Here is a 20,696-nt window from a genome sequence, read left to right as displayed (position 1 = left end):
CTCTTTTTCATTTATTTCATAACGTTTCCAAGAACCATCCAAAGGGTAATGGAACTTGCAAGAGCTCCAATAGTCCAAAGGAAAGCATCAACCTTCCATTCTGACCATTTCTCACCCTTACCCGAGATACCACCCAACTCGAGATGATGGTGAAATGGTGTCATACGGAAAATACGACGACCTTCACCATACTTACGCTTAGTATATTTGAAGTAGCTGACCTGCAGCATAACAGAAGCTGTCTCTAAAACATAGACTACACCAATCAAGAGTAGTGTCCACTCCACGCGTAGAGCGATGGAAATAACGGCAAGCATGGCACCAAGTGACAAGGAACCGACATCCCCCATAAAGACCTTGGCTGGCTTGTGGTTAAAGACAAAGAAGCCAAGAAGGGCACCAATCATAGTGATAATGATAGTCAAGATAGCTAACTCACCCTTGACAAAAGCGATGATTCCATAGGCAATCAAGCTGATAACCACAGAGACAGAAGCTAAACCATCAATACCATCTGTCAAGTTGACCGCATTTGAGAAACCAACGATCCAGAAAAGGACAAAGAGAACATAGAAGACACCAAGCTGAATTGTCAATCCTCCAATAGCTAGGCTATTTGTCCCACTAGGGAGTACATGGATGAAATAGAAAAGCAAACCTGCAACAATCTGCAAAGCCATCTTTTGCCAAGGTTTAAGTCCCTCATTGATTTGACGGAAAATCTTAAGGAAATCATCAAGGAAGCCGATAATTCCATAAATCAAAATTACAAAGAGAATCCCTACTGTAGCACCATAGGCTTGGTGGCCCTCGCTAAAGACGTGGAAGTTAAAAATCAAGCTAACCAAGATGGCAACCACTAGGAAGACTGTCCCTCCCATAGTTGGTGTTCCAGCCTTAGCCAAATGCTGCTTCACATCTTCATGCATTTGTTGGCCACCGATTTTCTTGATTTTGTAGTAAGTAATAAAGTGAGGCATGGCGAGCACCGTCAACACAAAGGCGGCCACACCTGCTATCAGACTCATAGTCATCTTAGTCTCCTAAAGTAATGGTAATCTTTTTGGTTTTAGACAGGGCTTCTCCTGCCGCAACACTTTGTTTGGTAACAGTCCCTGACTTGCCACCTTTATAAGTAATTTTAATGCCTTTCCATTTGGCAAATGTTTCAACATTCTTCTTGGTCCAACCATACATGTCTGGAAGTTCTGTGAACTCATTAGTCATGATTAGGATCTGCTCATTAGCTTTAATATTTTCTTTTGCATCTACAGAAACCTTTTCAATCTTATTGCCAACACCCAGAACAATCGGATGAACTAGGTTTTGGCGAAGAGTATTAGCTGTCTCTCCTGGTGTCTTACCAATGATATCACCAGTTTGGTAGCTAGTCTCTTCAGTCTTTCCACTCCCCTCAGAAACAGAAGTATCCAAAGTAGCACCCATAGACATGGCTTCTTCTAAAACAGGGTTCACCACAGTCGCAAAGAAATTATTATTCCAGGTCTTAGGCTCTTGAACGGTCACATACATGATGTATTCTGGATCTTCAGAAGGAACCATGGCTACAACTGAGTTGAGAGTCTCGTTAGTCCCAACTTTATAGGTTCCTGTCTTTTCATCGGGCACTTCGGCTGTTCCTGACTTAACCGCAACATCATTGTTACCAACCTGAATGATTGGTGAACCTTCAGACTTGTTGTACAGGGTACCAAACTCTGGATCTGTACCAACAGAAATCATATAATTACGGGTTTCAGAAGCAGCCTGCTTAGAGACAGGTTTGCCAATAACTTCTTTCTTGGCTGTACGAACAGTACCCTTATTAGTATCAGCAACTTGTTTTATAAATTGAGGCTCTAACATAATACCATTGTTAGAGATTGCGGTAAAGGCTCGAAGCATTTGGACTTGAGTTACTGAAATCCCTTGTCCAAAAGATGATTGGGCAATATTAACTGAGTTTTGAGAGACAATCCCTGAAGACTCGCCAACCATCCCAAAGCGGGTTGGAATTCCAAATTTGTATAGCGATAGGTAGTTAGACCAGACTTTGTCTCCCATGGCTTGTTCCAGCATGGTCATACCAACGTTACTTGAATATGAAAAACTTTGTGCAAATGACATCGTTCGACCTTTTGAGATACCTTCATTGATTGACCAGTCATTGATTTCAACATCACCAACCTTAATACCATTAGCGTTACTGTAGGTTGCATTCGGGTTGAAACTTCCATTATTGATAGCTGCTGACAAGAGCATCACTTTCATGGTTGACCCTGGCTCATACTGAGCTTCATAGAGGCGGTTGACCCAGTCATAACCCTTTTTAGCCTGTCCTTCTAGCGTATCCGAGTTATAGGTTGGACGTTGTGTCGTTGCAAGGATTTCACCTGTTTTCGCATTGACAACTGTTGCTGAAGCATTTATGCCTTTGGTCTGCTCCATAAAGGTATCCATCTGCGTTTCAAGGAAGGTCTGAAGGGGGGCCGACAAAGTCGTATAGATATTCTTACCATCGATTGCTTCTTTGGTAATCGTTTCCGTACCCAGAAGCGTATTACCGTCTTTATCCTTCTCATAGATAGCTTCCCCATCTGTCCCAGTCAACAAGCTATTAAGCGAACGCTCCAAACCCGTTTGACCAATCAAAGAATAAGAACCATCTTTTTTATTTTCAATAGGTTCAGCACGACCAAGAAACTCTGATGCAAAGGTGCCATTAGGGTACATACGTGATGTTGTTGCCTCAAATGCCATCCCCTTAATACCTGCATCCTTAAAAGTCTTTTCAAGGTCCTCTTTGACAGAGTAGGTGATTCCTTTTCCTTTTAGTCCAAAGGATACTTGATAGGCACCCTTGGTACGCAATTGAGCCAAAGTATAACTCTTTTTAATTCCTAGCTTGTCTTTCAAAATATCGGCAACCTTATCAAACTGACTCTCTTGTACATAGAGTTTTTCCCGAGTTGGTGACACATAGCTGGTTGATACAATAGCATAAATGGAATAACTGGTTGAATCCTCAGCCAAAACATTCCCATTTCGGTCATAAATCGTTCCACGCTTGGCCGCCACTATGGTTTTCGTGTTATAAGACTTAGCAGCCTGTGTTGACAAATCAACACCAAACTTACTATCGGTTCCAATAATTACCACAAAGTTGATAATAAAAACAAAAAAGATAAAAATACTGAGAACCATCAGGTTCTGACCAACATGCTGTCGGTTTTGAGCTGGCTTTCTCCTATCCCTTACGACATAGTTTAGAAATAAATGTTTAAGTTTTTTAAGTCTGTTCATTTGCTATTTCACACTCTTAATACTATCGTTATTAATAGACAGGCCTGCCCTAGTGGCAATCTCTTTGATACGATCAGAGTTAGTTAACTCATTTACTGCCTGCTTAGCATTGTTAAGCTCTGTCTTTTCGTCACTAATCTTGCGATTAAGGTCTGTGATTTGATTCTTGATGGCTTGATTACGTCCTTGCAAATAGACGACTGAGATACTCATTACAATAGCTGTCAAAACAATTGCCGAATAGAAGGCCTTTTCCATACGTGTCATAAAACGAATATGGTTTCTAATAGCCCTATTAACAATCTGACGTTCCTTATTTTCCATAGTTACTTCCTGATTTTTTTAGCCACACGCAACTTAGCAGAGTGCGAGCGGTTATTGGCTTCTAATTCTTCCTGACTAGGTAGGATAGGCTTGCGATTAACCAGAGCTACCTTAGGTTGTAAGTCTTCGGGAATAAAGGGCAAGCCTTTAGGCACATCTACCGTGCTAGCTTCCTTAAAAAGCTGCTTAGTCAACCGGTCCTCCAAAGAATGGAAGGTAATCACCGAAATACGACCATCCACAGCTAGGAGATCCAAAGCCTCCTGAATAGACTCATCCGCAGCACCAAGCTCATCGTTGACCTCGATTCGGATGGCTTGGAAAATTTGTTTGGCTGGATGGCCCTTCTTCTTTAATTCCTTAGCAGGCTTAGCTGATTTAATAATTTCTGCCAGTTCCGTCGTCGTCTCGATAGGTTTTACCTGACGTACTTGCTCAATCTTACGTGCAATTTGTTTAGAGAACTTGTCCTCACCGTATTTGAAGAAAATACGTACTAAATCATTGTAAGGATAGGTATTGACCACATCATATGCGGTCAGACTTGCCTCCTCATTCATGCGCATATCCAGCTTGGCATCCTGTTTGTAGGAGAAACCACGCTCACGCTCATCCAACTGCGGGCTAGACACGCCTAAGTCATAGAGAATACCATCGATTTCAGACACACCCAAAGCTTCAAGGTTGGACTTGAGATTACGGAAATTATCTTTAATGAAGGTCACCATGCCCTTATCAATATAGTCCTTGAGACGCACTTGAGCATTATCAATAGCCTTCTGGTCTTGATCAAAGCAATACAAATGTCCCTTTTCAGACAATTGTGACAAAAGATAAGACGAATGTCCTGCGCCACCCAAAGTCGCATCTACATAGATGCCATCAGGCTTGATATCAAGCATATCAACAGTTTCGTGCAAAAGAACAGTTACATGGTGAAATTCATTAGTCATAATTTTTATTATAGCATAAGAACAGAGAAATTGTCTCGACTTGAAAGTTGTTAGGAAGTCAAAAAAGCTAGACCCTAGGCCTGGCTTTATGATTGATATATTAGTACTCAAAAATTAGTCTACTCTGTAATAATAACTTTTCTCTGAAGGCATCCCATTAGTCGCTAAAATTCGGTCCTTACTGTTATCTCCAGCATCACTTCCATCGCTAACCCCTTTAGGACAAAGCTCAATTGGGGTGTGTTACCTGTCGGAATGGAATCAATATAAGTTAAACTATATATCCCAGACACATATTGACTTTGTGAAACCTTATCAATTGGATAAGCATTCCCCCAAAGTTCCAATTGTCCATCCGAAGTAATTTTGATGGTCATTCCATTTGAGGACTTCCATGTGCCTACAGCTGACTTATAGTTACCATTTTTCAGTTCATCAGCCTTAAGTGAGCTTGAGCTTGTTTTATCTTCCAATGATGTTTTAGAACTACTATTACTTTCATCACTACTCAAATCCTCCCAATCCCAACTAGAAAGATCTGCTTTTTCAGCACCTGAATCACTGTCGTTTTTGACAAGAGGAGGGACCGTCATTATTAAAGTGGTAACCTGAACCACCGCCTGCCGTGACACCGACACTACCATAGTAGCTAAACGTCTTATCCTTGAGGTAAGCCAAGGTCATACGCTCACCTAACATTCCCAATTGCAAACCATCAGTCAGACGAATCACCTGACCATCATCCTTAGAAATAGCGTAGATATCCGTAATCATATAGTCTTTAAAGACATTTCCAGGTTTAAAAGCAAACACCAACTCGTCAACCCATTACCATCCATATCATAATAAGCATAGACAGTGGACGCCGGATTCGTTTGAGAACGAGCATAGGTCACCACCAAAGGATTAATTGAAGCGTCAGTTTGATTGTCAGCTACAGCTGTTTGATACTTGCTGATAATGTCTTCATAAGCAGAGGTATCTACTTTCTTCTCTTCACTTGAACTTGAGTTTTCGCTTTCGCTCCCGTCTGATTGGGACTGCTCTACTGATGAGGCAGAATTTGTTTGTGATAAATGATTAGACTGATTTGAACAGGCTACCAAAAGGGCTAGGCTAGATAAGCCAGTTACTAATAACAATATTTTCTTTTTCATGATAATCTTTCTCTCTATTCGGTTGCAGTAGAGCTAATATCTGAGCCGTAGGCAGGGTCTGTATAGCTTGGGGTATCACTATTTGAGTCGGTATCAGTTGTTGGTGGCTCATAGTTATACCGAGGAGCTTGAGGACGAAGATTCACTTGAGCTTGTTGAAGATGACGATGAACTAGAGCTAGATGACTTGGACGAAAACTTGGTTTTGCTTGATGATGACTACTTAGTAGCTACCTTGACTTGTACCTTAGCACGATTGTGCGTGGGTTGCAAAAATACGATTGCCAAAGCCAAAAGGATAGCCGGTAGGGTAAAAGCCAAAATAAGGTAACGTTTTACTTTTAAATGACGAAGTAGTTTCATAGAGTATTCACATTTCTTAAATATAATTTTAGTATCAATTAGTCTTAGATAAAATTATATCAGAGGTATTAAAATGTGCAATATTGACATAAAGATTAGGGGATTAGAGAAACCGACTTTAAAAGAATTCAAAAATTGGTTTGATTACCTACACATTATTCAAAATCCATTAATCGAGCAATTCATTTCCTAAAGCATTTTGATGGTATTTCGTACCTGGTTTCGAAGTAAATATCATAATACCGAGAACAATATTCCATACGAGATTGACCGCTAAGAGTTGTTAAATGGGGACTCAACTTTAGTTGGCTTACATAACAAAACAAGTAAAATAATCCAACCTACAAACGGAATAAAAATAGTAAAAATATAAGGCCATGTATATCCAGTATCATGCAAACTACCAACTATTACAGCAAGACCTGGTAAGAACTCACCAATTGTATAGACCCACATGATAAGTCCAAGGATGAGTGAAATGATTGCCAGAGCACTTGAACCAATTGAAGAAGAAATTATTCCAACAACTGCTACCACTATATATGGGCACCATGTAATCAGAACATTGACCAAATAGGCAAACCAATAATCTGAGCAGCTTGAACGTCCCGTGAAATCGACATAGCCCATCCAATATTTTTTAGAGAATTTCTCTATTGAAAACTACAAATACTCAATACTTACAAATCCCTTTATATCAATATTTAAAAAAATGAAACTTTCATGAAAATAGACTAAAAGCCATAAAATTGGGATGAAATTGACACAATTAACACCATAAAATAGACTAGCAATTATAATTGAATACAAAAATTATTATCAAAATAATATTACTATTTTCGATAAAATTTAGGTATCCAAAAAGCAGACTCCAAAGGTCTGCTTTTTACTATCAGCCGCTGACTGAGCTTGTGCTTGAGCTTCTTGATTATTTTCAAATGTTGCTTTTGCGGATGCAAATTGTTCTGCGGTAACTAACTGGGGCTGTGCCTGACTGGCTGTTGTCGTAGTAGTATTATCAACACTATCAGCATGTGCTTCTTGACTAATGATACCTGTCGCAAGGACAGCTGTCGCCAAAGAAACTGATGAAATGATTTCTTAGAATTCATCCTAAACTCCTCTTGACTTTTAAACATTAAAACTCCCACTAATTATCCCTCCGAAAATTTGTCAAGACTTTTTTGGGTATTTTTTGAAAAATTTAATAGATTATTTTTAATATATTTTCATTTTTTCAGGAAAACAATACTCTTCTAATCTAGAATTTTATTACTGAATTTAAAATATAATAAAAAACGCCAAGTATAACCTGACGTATGAAATCACCTCATTTTTTAGCTTTGTATACACGAAGCTTTTTATTGGTCTTTAAACATCACCAAAGCTCCTCATTTTTGATGCCCCCAATATATCAGAAGCGTCTTACTCTAGCAAACTGACCAAAAAAGCCCCTCATGGAGCATGATGGGTTATTCTCTAATTTGACCTTGACCATTAATATAGAACTTGGTTGAAGTTAGGGCCTCAAGTCCCATTGGTCCACGGGCGTGCATTTTTTGGGTTGAGATTCCGATTTCAGCACCCAGTCCAAAGACGAAACCGTCTGTGAAACGAGTCGAGGCATTGACATAGACAGCTGCAGCGTCAACATCGTCTTGGAATTGCTCAGCACGACTGATGTCCTGAGTCACGATAGCTTCTGAATGTGATGTCGTGTAAGTATTAATCCAATTAATCGCCTCATCAAGGCTGTCTACTACTTTAACAGACATAATGTAGTCAAGAAACTCTGTCGCAAAATCCTCTGGTGAAGCGGGTACAGCTTTTTCCATAAGTTTCAAAGCCCTTTCATCCGCGCGGAACTCAACAGACTGAATTTTTGAAATAGCTTTTTCCAAGTTAGGCAAGAATTCTTCTACAATATCAGCATGAACAACGAGAGATTCTGCAGCATTACACACACTTGGTCGTTGGGTCTTGGCATTGATGACAATCTGTGTCGCCATATCTAAGTTAGCATATTTATCCACATAAATATGACAGTTACCAACACCCGTTTCGATGACTGGAACCTTGGCTTTTTCTTTCACAGTTTGGATGAGACGGGCTCCGCCACGAGGGATGAGCAAGTCAACATATTTGGTCGCCACCATGAGTTCCTCGGCTACCTCATGAGAGGTATCTTCAACAAACTGAACGGCATCTGCTGTAATTCCTGCATTTTTCAAAGCTTTACGAGCTACCGTAACCAAAGCCTTATTGGAATTGATAGCATCACGTCCTCCACGAAGAATAATGGCATTATTAGTCTTAAAGGCAAGGCTAAAAGCATCGATTGAAACATTAGGACGGCTCTCAAAAATCATAGCGATAACACCCATGGGAACACGCTTTTGAACAATTTTAAGACCATCTAGATTTGTATAACCACGAACTACTTGGCCGATGGGATCTTGGAGATCTGCGACTTGACGAACACCTTCAGCAATCCCTGCGATACGGTCTTCCGTTAAGAGCAAGCGGTCTTGCATAATCTTTGAAATGCCATTTTCGCTGGCATTGGCCATATCCTTAGCATTTTCAGTGATAATATAGTCACTCTCAGCTACTAGAGCTTTAGCTACCTGATTTAAAAGGTCGTTTTTAGCTGCTGTTGACAATTTAGCAATCTGACGACTCGCCACTTTGGCCTGCTGGCCCAATGTATCAACGTATGTCATATTAGTCCTCCTGTTTAAAAAGTGTACCGATTTTGGCTCCTTCTAGGACACGAAGAATGTCACGTGGATTTTCACCATTCATTAAAACCATTTGGCTTTGATTTTCAAAAACCATCTGAGCTGACTTAATTTTACTCATCATACCACCCGTACCAAATTTACTACCAGCAGCACCAGCTGAGGCTAGAATTTCCTCGGTAATCTCTGGTACATAGCTACGAAGGGTTGCATCCTCATAGACATTTGGGTTCTTATCAAAGAGCCCATCAATATCTGACAACATGATAAGTAAGTCCGCACCAACAACCTTAGCTACGATAGCTGACAAGCGGTCATTGTCCCCAAACTTAGTTGCATGATCCATTTCATCTACACTGACAGCATCATTTTCATTAACAATTGGAACTACTCCAAGCTCAAAGAGGCTTTCGAAGGCATTGATGGCATTGGCCAAACTCTCGGGGTACTCGACCACATCACGGGTCAAAAGAAGCTGAGATACCTTGGTTTGGTAATGTGAAAAGACTTGAGAATAAAGGCTCATCATGGCCACCTGCCCTACACTTGAGACAGCCTGTTGCTTACCTACCTCTGCTGGACGCTTCTCAAGATCTAGAACATTAAGACCAAATCCCATAGCACCAGAGGATACGAGGACAACCTCAATCCCTTTATTGTGTAAGCTAGAAATCACAAAAGCTAGCTGATCGATTTTTTCAAGATTAATTTTCCCTGATGGCAAAACCAAGGAGCTGGTCCCGATTTTGATAACTAGGCGTTTTACTGAGTCAAAATTTCGTTTCATGTTTATGATTATATACTAAATTCTTGTATTTTAACATATATAATGCATAGGTTTACACATAATTATTGACAGTATCCAGTATTATCCATCAAAAAAGAATCCCTCCAATCAGAGAGACTCTTTAAACAATTTGACCTAGGTAAAAAACATAGTTCTAATGCGTTTCCAACGTCTACGATCAACAAAAAGATAAATGATTAGAGCAATTAAAACTAGAAGTCCAGTTGCTATAACATTAACAACTAGGGCAATCCAGAACTTACTTGCAAAGAAGACAAGACCACCCAGCAAAGCTGCAATAAAAATGGTAAGGATAAAAATCCCCATATAAAGCCACTGTCCGCCGCCCCGATTGAAGAGCTGGGTGACTTCTTGCCAATTCACTTCTAACAATTTAAGGTCACGTTCAAAGAAATAGCCACCTACAAGATAGGTTGTTACGAGAAAACCAAGAGCGAAACTTGCCACCAAAATAGGATGGAGATGTGCAAGGAATATTAAACCAAGTCCTCCTAGTAAGAGGGATACACCGACTTGCAAGCCATAGAAAATCCAAAACTTTTGACGAAGATAGTCGCCCGTATTGATTGGCAGGCTACGGATAAAGTCAAAGTTTGTTCCCTCTAAGGAAGTTGCCACCCCAAGAAAACTTGTTGGTTGCGCTGAAAAGAAACCAAAGGCAATTCCGACTAAAAGCATGAGCCCGAAATAGTCTGGACCTAAATCTTTCAAAAAGAACGCACCTCCACCCAGCATGATCATATATAATACTGGTACCACATAGGTATTGATAATGAGGGTTGAGTTTCCCAAAGTAGATAAATGATGGCGAACCAAGACCTGTCTTTGACTTCGAGTAACAACTTTTACCTGAGTCTTTCTAGCCTTTTTGTTATAAATGGCTTCGTGGAAATAACGAGGCATTCTGACTTTATAAAACCAAAAGCCCAAGATAAGCACTAAGATAAGAGGAAGATAAAAATTTAGTAAGGCCTCCGGAGATAGAGGAGCAGCTACCACATCATAGTAACCTCTTAGATAAGGCAACAAAGGAAAATCAATATGTCCAGCACCCTTAATATAACCATTAAGAAAACTAACCATCATGATAGGGAACATAATCAATAGGGTTGACAGGGTCATCAAAATAGTCGAATAGAGCTTTTGACGAGAACTGCGAACAATCAGCGTTCCAATACTATTAGACAGAATCACTGAAAAAACGAGATTGATAAAGAGAGAAACGATAAAGGATAGCAGCCCCACGACTATCCCCAGTGGGCCAATAAATTGCCAGTAAGCTAGAATGAGAAGACTAAGGATAGGCACCATGAAGGTCATCCCAACCATAGAACCTGACAAGGTCTTGGCCAAAAAGACTTCTGATGGCTTTAAGGGAAGAGGCAGATAAGCCTTGCTATCCTTACTATCGTAAAAGGTACTATAAAGAGCCGTAAAGGTCTGAAGAAGCCCCATGACTGAGAATGTCAAGAGATATAGGGTTAAGACTCCAGGATTGGCCTTATAATCGACACCTACAAAAAGATAGCTATATACAACCGTAAAAATAATTAAAATCAAGAGTTGTTGTCTAAGCATGGCATTAACGATGGAGAAATTAACCTTTTTCTTTTTCTCCTGACGTTTCTGTAGGTTAGTTACCGCTTGAGGATTTGCATAGAGGAGATTAATTTTAAAAAGCTCCCAAACATGGTTCCAGTTCATGACTACACCTCCTCGATCTTACGTCCAGCCATTTCCAGATAAATGGTTTCCAAATCCTTGTCAGGGTACTGAGACTTAAGCTCAGCTAGAGACCCTTGGAAGATGAGTTTTCCTTTCTTCAAAATAGCAATACGATCACAGAGCTGCTCAGCTACACTTAGAACGTGGGTTGAAAAGAGCACACTATTACCCTCCTTAGCATGGTTACGCATGGCTTCTTTCAAATCATAAGATGCCTGTGGATCCAGACCAGTCAAAGGCTCATCCAAAACCCAAATCTGCGGATTAACCAGTAGAGCACCGATAACGACAACCTTCTGACGCATACCGTGAGAGAAGGAAGAAATGAGGTTATAGCGACTTTCCGTCAAGTCAAAGGTAGCCATAAGATTAGTCAAACGTTCCTCAACCTGACTAGCTTCCAAATCATAGATACGTGTCAAAAAGTACCAATAGTCATTAGCAGTTAAATTTAAGAATAAGTCTGGTGAATCTGGCACATAAGCGATTTTTTTCTTGATAGCATCACGATGTTGGCTGAGGGCCATATCATCGACGTAAACTTCACCGTAGCTAGCTTCAATGATAGACGTCAAAATGGAAATAGTCGTGGTCTTACCAGCCCCATTGTGACCAATCAGACCAAAAATCTCCCCATCTCGAATCTCGAGGTTAAGATCTGAGAGAGCATCCTTATCTTCATAACGTTTCGTTACGTGTTCAAAACGAATCATCTTTTATCCTTTCTTGAGAATCTATTTAACAATAGCCTCATTTTACACTTTATATTAGATTGTAATTTAGAGTTATTACCTTGTTTTTTATGAACAATACTCTAAGAACACTGGCAATAGATTTAGATAAGGCTATTTCCTTACCTTCTCATTTATTGTATCATTTCAAAGGTACAATTTCAATAAAACGTTTGTAAAAACGAGACAATTTTGCATTCGGTCTTTGATAATGCTAAACTTATAGTATTTAGAATAATTAGGAGGAAAATCACTGATGCCAACTGGAATTATCATCAACTCGCTATCTATTATCTTAGGAGGAATCGCTGGAGGGCTCTTCGGGGACTATCTCAGAGACGATTTCAAGGAAAATCTTAACCTTCATATTCGGACTAGCCTCTATGGTTATGGGAATTAGTGCTATTATGAATATGGTTAATATGCCTACGGTTATCTTCGCAGTGGTTATCGGTACTATCATCGGCCTCTTGTTGAAGTTTAGAAACCTCATCAACAAGGGAGCTGGACTTATGGAAAAAGGCTTGTCCAAGGTTACGCCAAGCAAGAAAACCAGACTGGCTCACGATGAGTTCTATGCACAACTTCTGACAGTAATCGTCCTTTTTTGTGCGAGTGGTACAGGAATTTACGGGAGTCTTGAGTCTGGGATGACAGGCGATGCTTCTATTTTAATTTCTAAATCTATCCTAGATTTCTTTACAGCCATGATTTTCTCTTGTAGCCTAGGCTACATCGTCTCCATGATTGCCATTCCACAATTTATCGTTTTCTTCCTCCTCTTTGTGAGTGCTGGTTTCATTCTCCCTCTAACAACAAAAGCCATGATTGGAGACTTTAAGGCTTGCGGGGGCTTCCTCATGATTGCGACCGGTTTTCGTATTATGAAACTGCGTCAATTCCCAACAGCAGATATGATTCCAGCCATGATTCTGGTTATGCCTATTTCCTGGGCCTGGGTTAATTGGATCTTGCCTTTTCTTGGCTGAAATTACTATCGAAATAACGAAATACCGTTAGTACTTAACTCTTGGCGGTATTTTATCTGTTGGGAAATTGGGGTAAAAAGTCATTTTGAAGAGAATTACTCTACTGATTATTACAGGTTTAGACAATTGAAACCTTATAATCTATGTATTTATAATTTTAATTCTTTCTCACCTTATTTAGACTAAAGTTGGTTTGTTATAATAGCCCTTGTAGGCCTAAGCAACCTACAAGATACTTTTTTTCATAACTATTTCCATCCTCTAATATTTTAACGAACTTACAATAGTAATGGAAATCTATCAAAAAAGACCGGTGTATTCACACCAGTCTTTTTTGAGGGGTTTGGGATACAAAAAACACTCTCCTACTATGAAAGAATGGTTCTGCGATAACTTATACTTCTACGACTTCCAAGTCTTTTCCACCTAGGAGAATAAGGTATTTATCAATCTTATCTATTTGATAGGCTTGGCTGAGTGCTTTAGCATAGAGGCTCATTTGCCCTTTGTAACGTTCCTTAAGTTCACTAGGACGAGTGAAGTGGTCGGTCTTGTAGTCAAAGAGGACAATACGGTCTTCAAGAAGAAGATAGCCATCAATGATTCCACGAACAACAAAGTCTTCTTTACTAGCTGGGTCTTCTGCCAACATGGCAAAAGGTGCTTCACGACGCAACTTATCACGGTTGGCCAAAATAAGCTTCCCGAGCTCTGTATCAAAGAAGCCTAAAAGTTTTTCTAACTGAACACGCGCCTTGACTTGATCAAATGCCGATACCCGACTCAGTGCCTGAGTCAAATCTTGGAGAGTCATTGTATCAGAAAGAGTCAAGCGTTGCATGAGTTCATGGGTTGCTGAACCAACTGCAGCTCCAGTGACCTTAGTTTTTTGCCCAAAGTCTGGTAGCTCAAAAGTGCTAGCCGTCTCAAGAGGTTGCACTCCCTCTTTCTTATCCATGATATCTACGCCCTCTGTATCCATAATTGGTTCGTAAAGGGTCTTGAGCTGGCTTGGGGTACGCACAGAAGGTAGGTCAATCGCTGGTGCATAAAGGTGGTTGAGTTTTTCAACACTTTCTAAGACAGTCAAGGCACGCTCAATCTCCTCCGTCTGACGATTGTTAGATAAATCATCGGCATCTACTGCTGCCTTGACTTCAACCTGTCCAATAGCCTCTGGCGTCAACTCCTCATCCTCAACAAAGCGAACAGTAAACTTGAGGTCCTTTCTCATAAAAGCAGTATCAAGTGCCATAATCCAATCCTGATAAGTAGCAATCTGGTCACGTATAGCCACTGGTAGGCGATTATTTTCGACATCAGTGCCATACTGCTGGGTTAAGGTTTCCTTACTTCCCTTACCAACTAGGTAGAGTTTCTTCTCTGCACGTGTCATTGCCACATAGAGTAGACGCATCTCTTCTGAAATACTTGCCCTGCGCTCTTCCCTACGATTTTCCTGGAAGGTCAAGGTCTCAAGAACAACATTTAACTTAGGCAAATTGGTGTTTATCTGGTCTTTGAGGTCAGCTAGATACTTAATACCAAGCCCTTTTTCACGATTGATAATATACTTACCGCTCAAGCCATCCTTGCTGTGACCAATGAACTTGCGATTCATCTGCAGGACAAAGACATACTTGAACTCTAGCCCCTTGGACTTGTGAATGGTCATGAGGCTAACGGCATTTTTGGGAACCAAATCTGTCACTTCCTCTAGGTCGTTACCGCTAGCAATAATCTTATCAATCATGCCAATAAAACGAGAAAGCCCCTTAAATCCTGTCTTTTCATAAGCATTAGCACGCAAGGCAAGGGCATAAAGATTGGCCTGGCGTTGCTCAGCTCGTGGAAGACCTCCGACGTAATCATAATAGAAACGGTCGTTGTAAATCTTCCAAATGAGGTCATAAATCAAATGACACTTACTGTAGTCACGCCAATCTGCCAGAGTCTCTGTGAAGAGAGTCAACTTGGCATCAAGTCCTTGCATCACAACTTCCGGATGAAGGCCTGATTTGGTATGAGCTGCAAGAAGCTTATCATAGAATTGGCCTTTGTCAGCCTGAACTGCGATACGAGTCAGGTCATCCTCGTTGAAGTTAAACATAGGTGAACGAAGGAGAGCAACGAGAGCATAATCGTTAAGAGGATTATTGATAGCACGAAGGGTGTCCAACATAATCATAACTTCTAGTGACTCTAGGTAGCTTGACTTATACTCGTCAGGAACCAAGGGAATCCCGTGTTCCTCGAAACTTACCATCAAGTCCAGATAGGTGTTACGGTTCGGTGCTAGGAGGGTGATGTCCTCAAAACGTACACCCTGCTCATGAAGTTTGATAATTTCTTTGATAACCAAGGAAATCTCACCGCTGCTGATAGCTTGATCAGGACCTTCTTCATCCTCACTCGTACTAGATTCATCACTATTATAAATCAGAACCTCAGTTTCATTTTCAGGATGGGACTCTTTTTGCTTCTGACTACCTGCTACCAACATATGAGTCTTGTCATATAGGATGTCCCCGATTGCCTGATCCATGAGGTGGCTAAAAACACCATTTGTCGCATCAAGGACTTCAGATTGACTACGAAAGTTCTCCTTAAGGAGAATCAGCTTACCTGCATCAGGATTTTCAAGGAAAAGCTGAAACTTACCATTAAAAATCTGAGGGTCTGCCTGACGGAAACGATAAATGGACTGCTTGATATCTCCCACCATGAATCGGTTATGGCCGTTAGATAGAAGTTCCAACATTCGTTCTTGAGTATGGCTATTGTCCTGATACTCATCCACCATAACTTCATGGTAACGGTCACGGTAGCTGACTGCTACCTCTGGATTTTCTTCCAAAATACGGATAGCAAAGTGGGCAATATCCGAGAATTCAAAGGTATTTTCCTGAATCTTTGCCTGTAAATACTGATCCGAAAAATCAAGTACAAAGGACTGAAGTAGCTCCAACATAGGTAGGATATCATCATTATGCTTGGTCAAAACCTCCAGAATGGTGAGCTGAGTATCGACCTCTCGCAACTGAGCCACAAACTCATTTTTGGTCTTGTTGTATGCTTCCTTGTAGGCCTTGAGTTCCTCGTCTTTAGGACGGGTCATATTGGTCAAACCAGTACCTCCTGACAGAGTCAATAGTTGTTTGAGGAGGTCCTCCATATCAGTTTGGTCATTAATCAAGGAGCCCTCAAGAAGGATAATGGCATCTGACACATTATTCAGATACTTGGCCTTGGCAAATTCACGCTGAGCTATACCTAAATGGTCTCTTAAGAAAGCTAGGAAATCAGCCAACAAGCCATCTTTAAGACCGTCTAAAAGCTCATTTTTAGCCTGTTCTGGCTTAGCCTCGATCTGTCCTTTCAAGAGATTTTGACGTAGCCATTTTTCAGGATCTGCAGTAGCCTGAGAAAAGCTGTAAATATCGTAAACTAAATCACGAAAAGCCTTGCTAGTTTTGCTATGTCCAGTGAAATTACGGACCAATTTTTGAAAAAGTTGGGCATCCTTTCCTTGCATGTAATCATTGAAGAGATCAGCATAAACCTCATTTTTCATAAGCGTCTGCTCAGCAAGGTCTGTCATGATACGGAAAGTAGGTGACACACCCAGGAGATAGCCATACTGATTGACCAATTTCTGGGTAAAGGCATCCATGGTTCCAATATCAGCCGTCCCAATCTTGGCAATCTGGTCTGAAAGAAATGCCCGCTCCTCATCCGTCTCTGCCTGTCCTAAATGCTTTGTCAGCCGCTTTTCCAGACGCTCCTTTAACTCACCTGCAGCTTTTACCGTAAAGGTTGAGATAAAGAGTTGATCAATACCAACGCCACGTCCAATCATATCAAGGATACGCTCAACCATGACAAAGGTTTTCCCTGAACCAGCTGAGGCAGATACCAAAATATTAGTACCATTACTGTAAATAGCTTCAATCTGTTCTGGTGTTAACTTGCGATCCTTGTCAGAAGCTGCTTCTTGGGCAATACGTTCCTCAATCTCTGCTGGACTTAAAAAAGCTTTAGTCAACATGGTTATCCTCCTGGTCTTTTTTGTCTACTCTCACAGCATGATCAATGACTGGAAAGGAGATAGTATTTTCAGAAACTTGCATCTGATTCTCTTCCTCAGTTTTTGCCATCAACTCCAAATAGGCTTCCTTCTTGCCCTTTTTGGGTAAACGCAAGAGTTTACGAGCCTGTCCCATGTGGCGGTCGGCCTCGAAGTGAGTAATAGACTTGATTTGATCCCCTTGAACAGACTTGCCATCCTCAGTATAAGGATTGATCGCAAAATTCCCACTTCGAATAACTTCAGCAGCACTCCTAAAGAGCTTAATATTGTAGTCCAACAAGGTTTCTAAATCCTCCTTGTCATAGGTGACAGTCTTTTGCAGATCATAGTTTCCACCAGTCAAATGCTCCGTTTCTGAAGCCACAAAAAGTCCCTTATAAGTCAATTCCTTATGAGCCTGAGCCGCTAGCTTTTCCAAACCAATCTGAGCTAGGTTAAGCTGTGGGACCTGCATGTGAAGATACATAGCCCCAAAAAGTTGATCAGCATCAACCTTATAGGTTTGACGGAGAGCCTCCAGATAGGTCACCAATTGCGGACTTAGGCCATTGTAGAATTTCTGAATATCAAAGACATTTTTACCTGTTTTATAGTCAACAACACCCAGAGCACCATCTGTTAAACGGTCCACTCGGTCAATAATCCCAGTAATCTTGATGCTATTTGCTAAAAGCAAGTCAAACTTGACTTCCTCACACTCAACCTTAACCGCCGCATTGTCACGTAGAACACTGGCAGTTGAACGCGCAATGTCCTCCAAAATCTGACGAGAGAAACGACTCTCTTGGTCCTCGGTATAGAGAATTTCAAAAGGTTGATCCTGATTGGTCTGAGCAATGGCCTTTTCCAATTTATCATCGAAGCTTTCTGATGACGAATCCCCCATCACACGCTCAAAGACTCGGTGTAAATAAGTCCCGTGGTGTCGAGCATCCGGATGGATAGACTCTAGCTCCTCAAGTTCCAAAACATAACGCAAGAAATAAAGATATTGGTTGTTATAGAAGGTCGTCAGAGCTGTAGCTGATAATTTCAGTGGTTCTTCCTCCGGAAAGACCAACTGCATGACCTGATCGTCCACCTTGGTTGTCGTCACATCGTCAATCACCTTTGGAATCAAGACTTGATCCTTATCAAGTCGCTTACGGAGATAGCGTACAGCAACCGACCAGAAAGTCTGGGTTTCTTTGTCCAAGTCAAGATCCAAATGACTACTGTTAAGGGCAATGACAGTCGACAGAAGGTCTCTATAGTTCCCAATCTGGTCCCCCTTTGCTTCGAAACGATTGCGTCCCTTTTCCACCAATGGAATACCAAGGTCAAGAAGCTCCTTCAAATAAACAGACATGTCATCTTGACTTTCATTTATAATTTGTGGCTGACTAAGCACTAATTGTTCACTAGCAGCATTGAAAAGCGACATAGCCACAAAATGACCTCGCTTACTATTGCTCTGCGTAACAATATCCAATCTCCTGTGCTCATCCGTCGCCTCATTGATACGACTACGCTCCTCATCAGACAGGAGACTCTTATTTTGTCCTACCTTAGGAAAATGTGACTGGGTCATCCCCAAGGCAAAAACATACGGAGCCGAATGTGGCTGTATTAAGTCGTATTTTTTCACATTGACCACATCCACAGTAGCTGGAACCGTACGGTAATCACAGGCCAACATTCCCGAACGCAAGATAGACAAAAAGTCGTCCACTGAGAGCGATTCGTCTCCAAAGATAGTCTCAACCTGCTCCAAGATATGAGTGAAAGCCTTCCAAACCTGTTCATTCTGTTCTTTTTCAGCTTCACTGGCCTTGGTGGACAATTCAACCATCTGACTTGGCAGTTGCACGGCCTCTAAAAAGACCACCAGTTTCTTGAGTAGACTAGATCCCTTTTGTTTGCGACTATTAAGAAACTTGTCCAAGGGCTCTATCAATTGTGACCGCAAGGCATTGATCTGGTCTAAATTATACTTATCACGACTATTAGCTGTAAAATCAGACAAGAATTTATGACGCCCCTTGATATCCGCAAAATTGACATAATACTCAAAAAGGTCTAAATCCTCTTGAGCAAAACCACCATAGAGACCGGATTTTACAAGGTTAAGCAAATCCTCAGCACGGTAGTTATAGCGCTTGATACGCTCTAGCGAATCCACAAACTCCACCAAAGGATGGCTAGACATGCTTTCTTCCTTACCGAAATAATAAGGAATATCAAATTTTCGGAAAATCTGCCCCACGTGAAGCTTATAACTCTCCTCGTCACCAAGCAAGACCAAAATATCCTTGTAACGCTTGCCATCTGCCAGCAACTGGCGAATACTCTTGGCAACCTGGGCCACTTCTTCTTTCTGGTTGACCACTTCCCAAACCTTCAGGGCATGCTTATCCTGCTCAGTTACCGTCTCATCTACCGTACTAAAGTCATGACGGCTCTCCAAAAGACGACTAATACGCGCAAAAGAAAGATTGCCCTCCTTGTCTGTCGTCACGTAGTCGGGTATCACCTTATATGTCTGAGCCAAAGTCCTCAAGAAATCCACTGAGGCTTGATAAACATTGCCATAAACAAAATTGGCCTTATAAGCTTTTTGACTAGTATAGGTCCCCACTACAATCTGGTGGCACTTGTCGTTCAAGAGTGCAACCAGAGCCTCCTCCTCAGCCGAGAAACGGGTAAAACCATCAACGACCAAAACTGTGTTACTCAAGGCCTCATCCAGATGTCCTGAGGTAATTTCCTTAAAGAAGGCACTAAGCTTTGATTGATTGTCAAAATCTCCTGCCAACAAGAGGTCCTGAGCTGCACTGAAAATCCTTACCAAATCCTCTTGTTTTTCAACCTGATCCAAATGCTGTAAATCTAATACTGTCATATTGGCCTGCTGCAACTCTTTATAAAGGTCCACTAATTGATTAATAAAGTTGCTATCCTTACGCAAACGGCCATAGACCTTGAGCTCATCATTGCCCATGTGCAACAACACTTTATAAAAAATCATGGCCAAACCTGTATCATCCAACTGAGTCTTTGGGTTACTCGTATTGAGAATAAAATACCTAGCCATCTGAGTAAAACGAGTCACCGTAATGTCAAAAGATGCTGACTGAGGCAGGTATTCTAAAACCTTTCGCTCCTTTTCAAAGGATAGGGCACTAGGAGCAATATAAAAAACCCTCTTTCCCTTTTGAGCATAGCTAGACGCCTGCTCCGTCAGAATTTCTGTTAAATCCTGAGACATATCCGTATAAAGTAATTTCATAAGACGTCCCTTTCTTGTCTCTACACCAGTCGTTCGGACTAAGTCGGACTAAGCAAGAATTTCCATTCACTTAGCACTAACAACCACTAATCCTTGCTATTATAACACAGAATTAACCAACAATCAGACTCCTCCCTCATCCCTTTCTAGCCCTCTGGCCTATGGTCCAGGCATAAGCTTATCTCCTGCAGGAAAAGCCCAAAATATCTGGTCCTCTAGCCAAAAAAAGAACCAAATCAAAAGA

The 20,696-nt window shown here is 41.0% G+C and carries 16 protein-coding genes and 1 pseudogene; 2 read left to right on the top strand and 15 right to left on the bottom strand.

The window, feature by feature from the left end; translation table 11 throughout:
* Window positions 1–11: 11 nt before the first annotated feature.
* The 7 genes from mraY to NST05_RS02485 form a co-directional block, all read right to left on the bottom strand.
* The gene (gene mraY, locus NST05_RS02515; RefSeq protein WP_340742890.1) at window positions 12–1,034 is read right to left on the bottom strand and encodes a phospho-N-acetylmuramoyl-pentapeptide-transferase; all 1,023 of its coding nucleotides are present in this window, start codon (window positions 1,032–1,034) and stop codon (window positions 12–14) included.
* A 1-nt stretch (window position 1,035) separates the two neighbouring features.
* Window positions 1,036–3,303, bottom strand: coding sequence for a penicillin-binding protein PBP2X (pbp2x, locus tag NST05_RS02510; protein ID WP_023909922.1), 2,268 nt, complete (start codon window positions 3,301–3,303; stop codon window positions 1,036–1,038).
* A 3-nt stretch (window positions 3,304–3,306) separates the two neighbouring features.
* On the bottom strand, window positions 3,307–3,627 hold the full coding sequence (gene ftsL, locus NST05_RS02505) for a cell division protein FtsL (protein WP_232984786.1): 321 nt from the start codon (window positions 3,625–3,627) through the stop codon (window positions 3,307–3,309).
* A 2-nt stretch (window positions 3,628–3,629) separates the two neighbouring features.
* Complete coding sequence (rsmH, locus tag NST05_RS02500) at window positions 3,630–4,580, bottom strand: 16S rRNA (cytosine(1402)-N(4))-methyltransferase RsmH (RefSeq protein ID WP_014621931.1); 951 nt, start codon at window positions 4,578–4,580, stop codon at window positions 3,630–3,632.
* A gap of 164 nt (window positions 4,581–4,744) precedes the next feature.
* Window positions 4,745–5,173 (bottom strand): hypothetical protein, encoded by a 429-nt coding sequence (locus NST05_RS02495; RefSeq protein ID WP_011681585.1) that lies wholly within the window; start codon window positions 5,171–5,173, stop codon window positions 4,745–4,747.
* Window positions 5,139–5,354, bottom strand: a complete 216-nt coding sequence (locus NST05_RS02490; protein ID WP_011681586.1) for a hypothetical protein — start codon at window positions 5,352–5,354, stop codon at window positions 5,139–5,141. The genes NST05_RS02495 and NST05_RS02490 overlap by 35 nt, the downstream gene beginning before the upstream one ends.
* The gene (locus NST05_RS02485) at window positions 5,351–5,737 is read right to left on the bottom strand and encodes a hypothetical protein (RefSeq protein WP_014621935.1); all 387 of its coding nucleotides are present in this window, start codon (window positions 5,735–5,737) and stop codon (window positions 5,351–5,353) included. Before NST05_RS02485 ends, NST05_RS02490 begins: the two co-directional genes overlap by 4 nt.
* Before the next feature lie 67 nt (window positions 5,738–5,804).
* Here NST05_RS02485 and NST05_RS02480 point away from each other — a divergent pair, with 67 nt between their 5' ends.
* Window positions 5,805–6,068: a hypothetical protein gene (locus NST05_RS02480; protein WP_164926319.1), complete on the top strand. Its 264-nt coding sequence runs from the start codon at window positions 5,805–5,807 to the stop codon at window positions 6,066–6,068.
* A 305-nt stretch (window positions 6,069–6,373) separates the two neighbouring features.
* On the opposite strand, the gene NST05_RS02475 is transcribed toward NST05_RS02480, so the two are convergent.
* From NST05_RS02475 to NST05_RS02450, 6 genes are all read right to left on the bottom strand, one after another.
* On the bottom strand, window positions 6,374–6,730 hold the full coding sequence (locus tag NST05_RS02475) for a DUF805 domain-containing protein (RefSeq protein ID WP_014621938.1): 357 nt from the start codon (window positions 6,728–6,730) through the stop codon (window positions 6,374–6,376).
* Window positions 6,731–6,949: 219 nt separating this feature from the next.
* The gene (locus tag NST05_RS02470) at window positions 6,950–7,180 is read right to left on the bottom strand and encodes a hypothetical protein (protein ID WP_171815043.1); all 231 of its coding nucleotides are present in this window, start codon (window positions 7,178–7,180) and stop codon (window positions 6,950–6,952) included.
* Window positions 7,181–7,572: 392 nt separating this feature from the next.
* Complete coding sequence (locus NST05_RS02465; protein ID WP_014621940.1) at window positions 7,573–8,823, bottom strand: glutamate-5-semialdehyde dehydrogenase; 1,251 nt, start codon at window positions 8,821–8,823, stop codon at window positions 7,573–7,575.
* 1 nt (window position 8,824) lies between these two features.
* Window positions 8,825–9,628, bottom strand: a complete 804-nt coding sequence (gene proB, locus NST05_RS02460; protein ID WP_014621941.1) for a glutamate 5-kinase — start codon at window positions 9,626–9,628, stop codon at window positions 8,825–8,827.
* 135 nt (window positions 9,629–9,763) lie between these two features.
* A complete protein-coding gene (locus tag NST05_RS02455; protein ID WP_014621942.1) occupies window positions 9,764–11,353 on the bottom strand; it encodes an ABC transporter permease in 1,590 nt (529 codons plus the stop codon).
* A gap of 2 nt (window positions 11,354–11,355) precedes the next feature.
* Window positions 11,356–12,087: an ABC transporter ATP-binding protein gene (locus NST05_RS02450; RefSeq protein WP_002891761.1), complete on the bottom strand. Its 732-nt coding sequence runs from the start codon at window positions 12,085–12,087 to the stop codon at window positions 11,356–11,358.
* 274 nt (window positions 12,088–12,361) lie between these two features.
* On the opposite strand from NST05_RS02450, the pseudogene NST05_RS02445 reads away from it, so the two are divergent.
* A pseudogene (locus NST05_RS02445) lies at window positions 12,362–13,094 on the top strand (DUF554 domain-containing protein).
* Between the two features lie 394 nt (window positions 13,095–13,488).
* On the opposite strand, the gene addA reads toward NST05_RS02445, so the two are convergent.
* Both addA and rexB read right to left on the bottom strand, forming a co-directional pair.
* On the bottom strand, window positions 13,489–17,142 hold the full coding sequence (gene addA, locus NST05_RS02440; RefSeq protein ID WP_084829090.1) for a helicase-exonuclease AddAB subunit AddA: 3,654 nt from the start codon (window positions 17,140–17,142) through the stop codon (window positions 13,489–13,491).
* Entirely contained in the window at window positions 17,132–20,452 is a 3,321-nt protein-coding gene (rexB, locus tag NST05_RS02435; RefSeq protein WP_084829091.1) for an ATP-dependent nuclease subunit B, read from the bottom strand. The genes addA and rexB overlap by 11 nt, the downstream gene beginning before the upstream one ends.
* Between the last annotated feature and the right edge of the window lie 244 nt (window positions 20,453–20,696).

This window comes from Streptococcus sp. FSL E2-3494, assembly GCF_038007085.1.
Lineage (GTDB): Bacteria > Bacillota > Bacilli > Lactobacillales > Streptococcaceae > Streptococcus > Streptococcus thermophilus.
Note: the sequence above shows the minus strand (reverse complement) of the source record. Positions and strands in the feature narration are given on the sequence as shown.

What these genes read in the sequence shown, in the direction of transcription:
- rexB (WP_084829091.1), bottom strand. Translation starts at nt 20,452, where the DNA reads ATGAAATTACTTTATACGGATATGTCTCAGGATTTAACAGAAATTCTG.
- proB (WP_014621941.1), bottom strand. Translation starts at nt 9,628, where the DNA reads ATGAAACGAAATTTTGACTCAGTAAAACGCCTAGTTATCAAAATCGGG.
- rsmH (WP_014621931.1), bottom strand. Translation starts at nt 4,580, where the DNA reads ATGACTAATGAATTTCACCATGTAACTGTTCTTTTGCACGAAACTGTT.
- NST05_RS02485 (WP_014621935.1), bottom strand. Translation starts at nt 5,737, where the DNA reads ATGAAAAAGAAAATATTGTTATTAGTAACTGGCTTATCTAGCCTAGCC.
- addA (WP_084829090.1), bottom strand. Translation starts at nt 17,142, where the DNA reads ATGTTGACTAAAGCTTTTTTAAGTCCAGCAGAGATTGAGGAACGTATT.
- mraY (WP_340742890.1), bottom strand. Translation starts at nt 1,034, where the DNA reads ATGACTATGAGTCTGATAGCAGGTGTGGCCGCCTTTGTGTTGACGGTG.
- NST05_RS02495 (WP_011681585.1), bottom strand. Translation starts at nt 5,173, where the DNA reads ATGACGGTCCCTCCTCTTGTCAAAAACGACAGTGATTCAGGTGCTGAA.
- ftsL (WP_232984786.1), bottom strand. Translation starts at nt 3,627, where the DNA reads ATGGAAAATAAGGAACGTCAGATTGTTAATAGGGCTATTAGAAACCAT.
- NST05_RS02490 (WP_011681586.1), bottom strand. Translation starts at nt 5,354, where the DNA reads ATGATTACGGATATCTACGCTATTTCTAAGGATGATGGTCAGGTGATT.
- NST05_RS02475 (WP_014621938.1), bottom strand. Translation starts at nt 6,730, where the DNA reads ATGGGCTATGTCGATTTCACGGGACGTTCAAGCTGCTCAGATTATTGG.
- NST05_RS02455 (WP_014621942.1), bottom strand. Translation starts at nt 11,353, where the DNA reads ATGAACTGGAACCATGTTTGGGAGCTTTTTAAAATTAATCTCCTCTAT.
- NST05_RS02450 (WP_002891761.1), bottom strand. Translation starts at nt 12,087, where the DNA reads ATGATTCGTTTTGAACACGTAACGAAACGTTATGAAGATAAGGATGCT.
- pbp2x (WP_023909922.1), bottom strand. Translation starts at nt 3,303, where the DNA reads ATGAACAGACTTAAAAAACTTAAACATTTATTTCTAAACTATGTCGTA.
- NST05_RS02465 (WP_014621940.1), bottom strand. Translation starts at nt 8,823, where the DNA reads ATGACATACGTTGATACATTGGGCCAGCAGGCCAAAGTGGCGAGTCGT.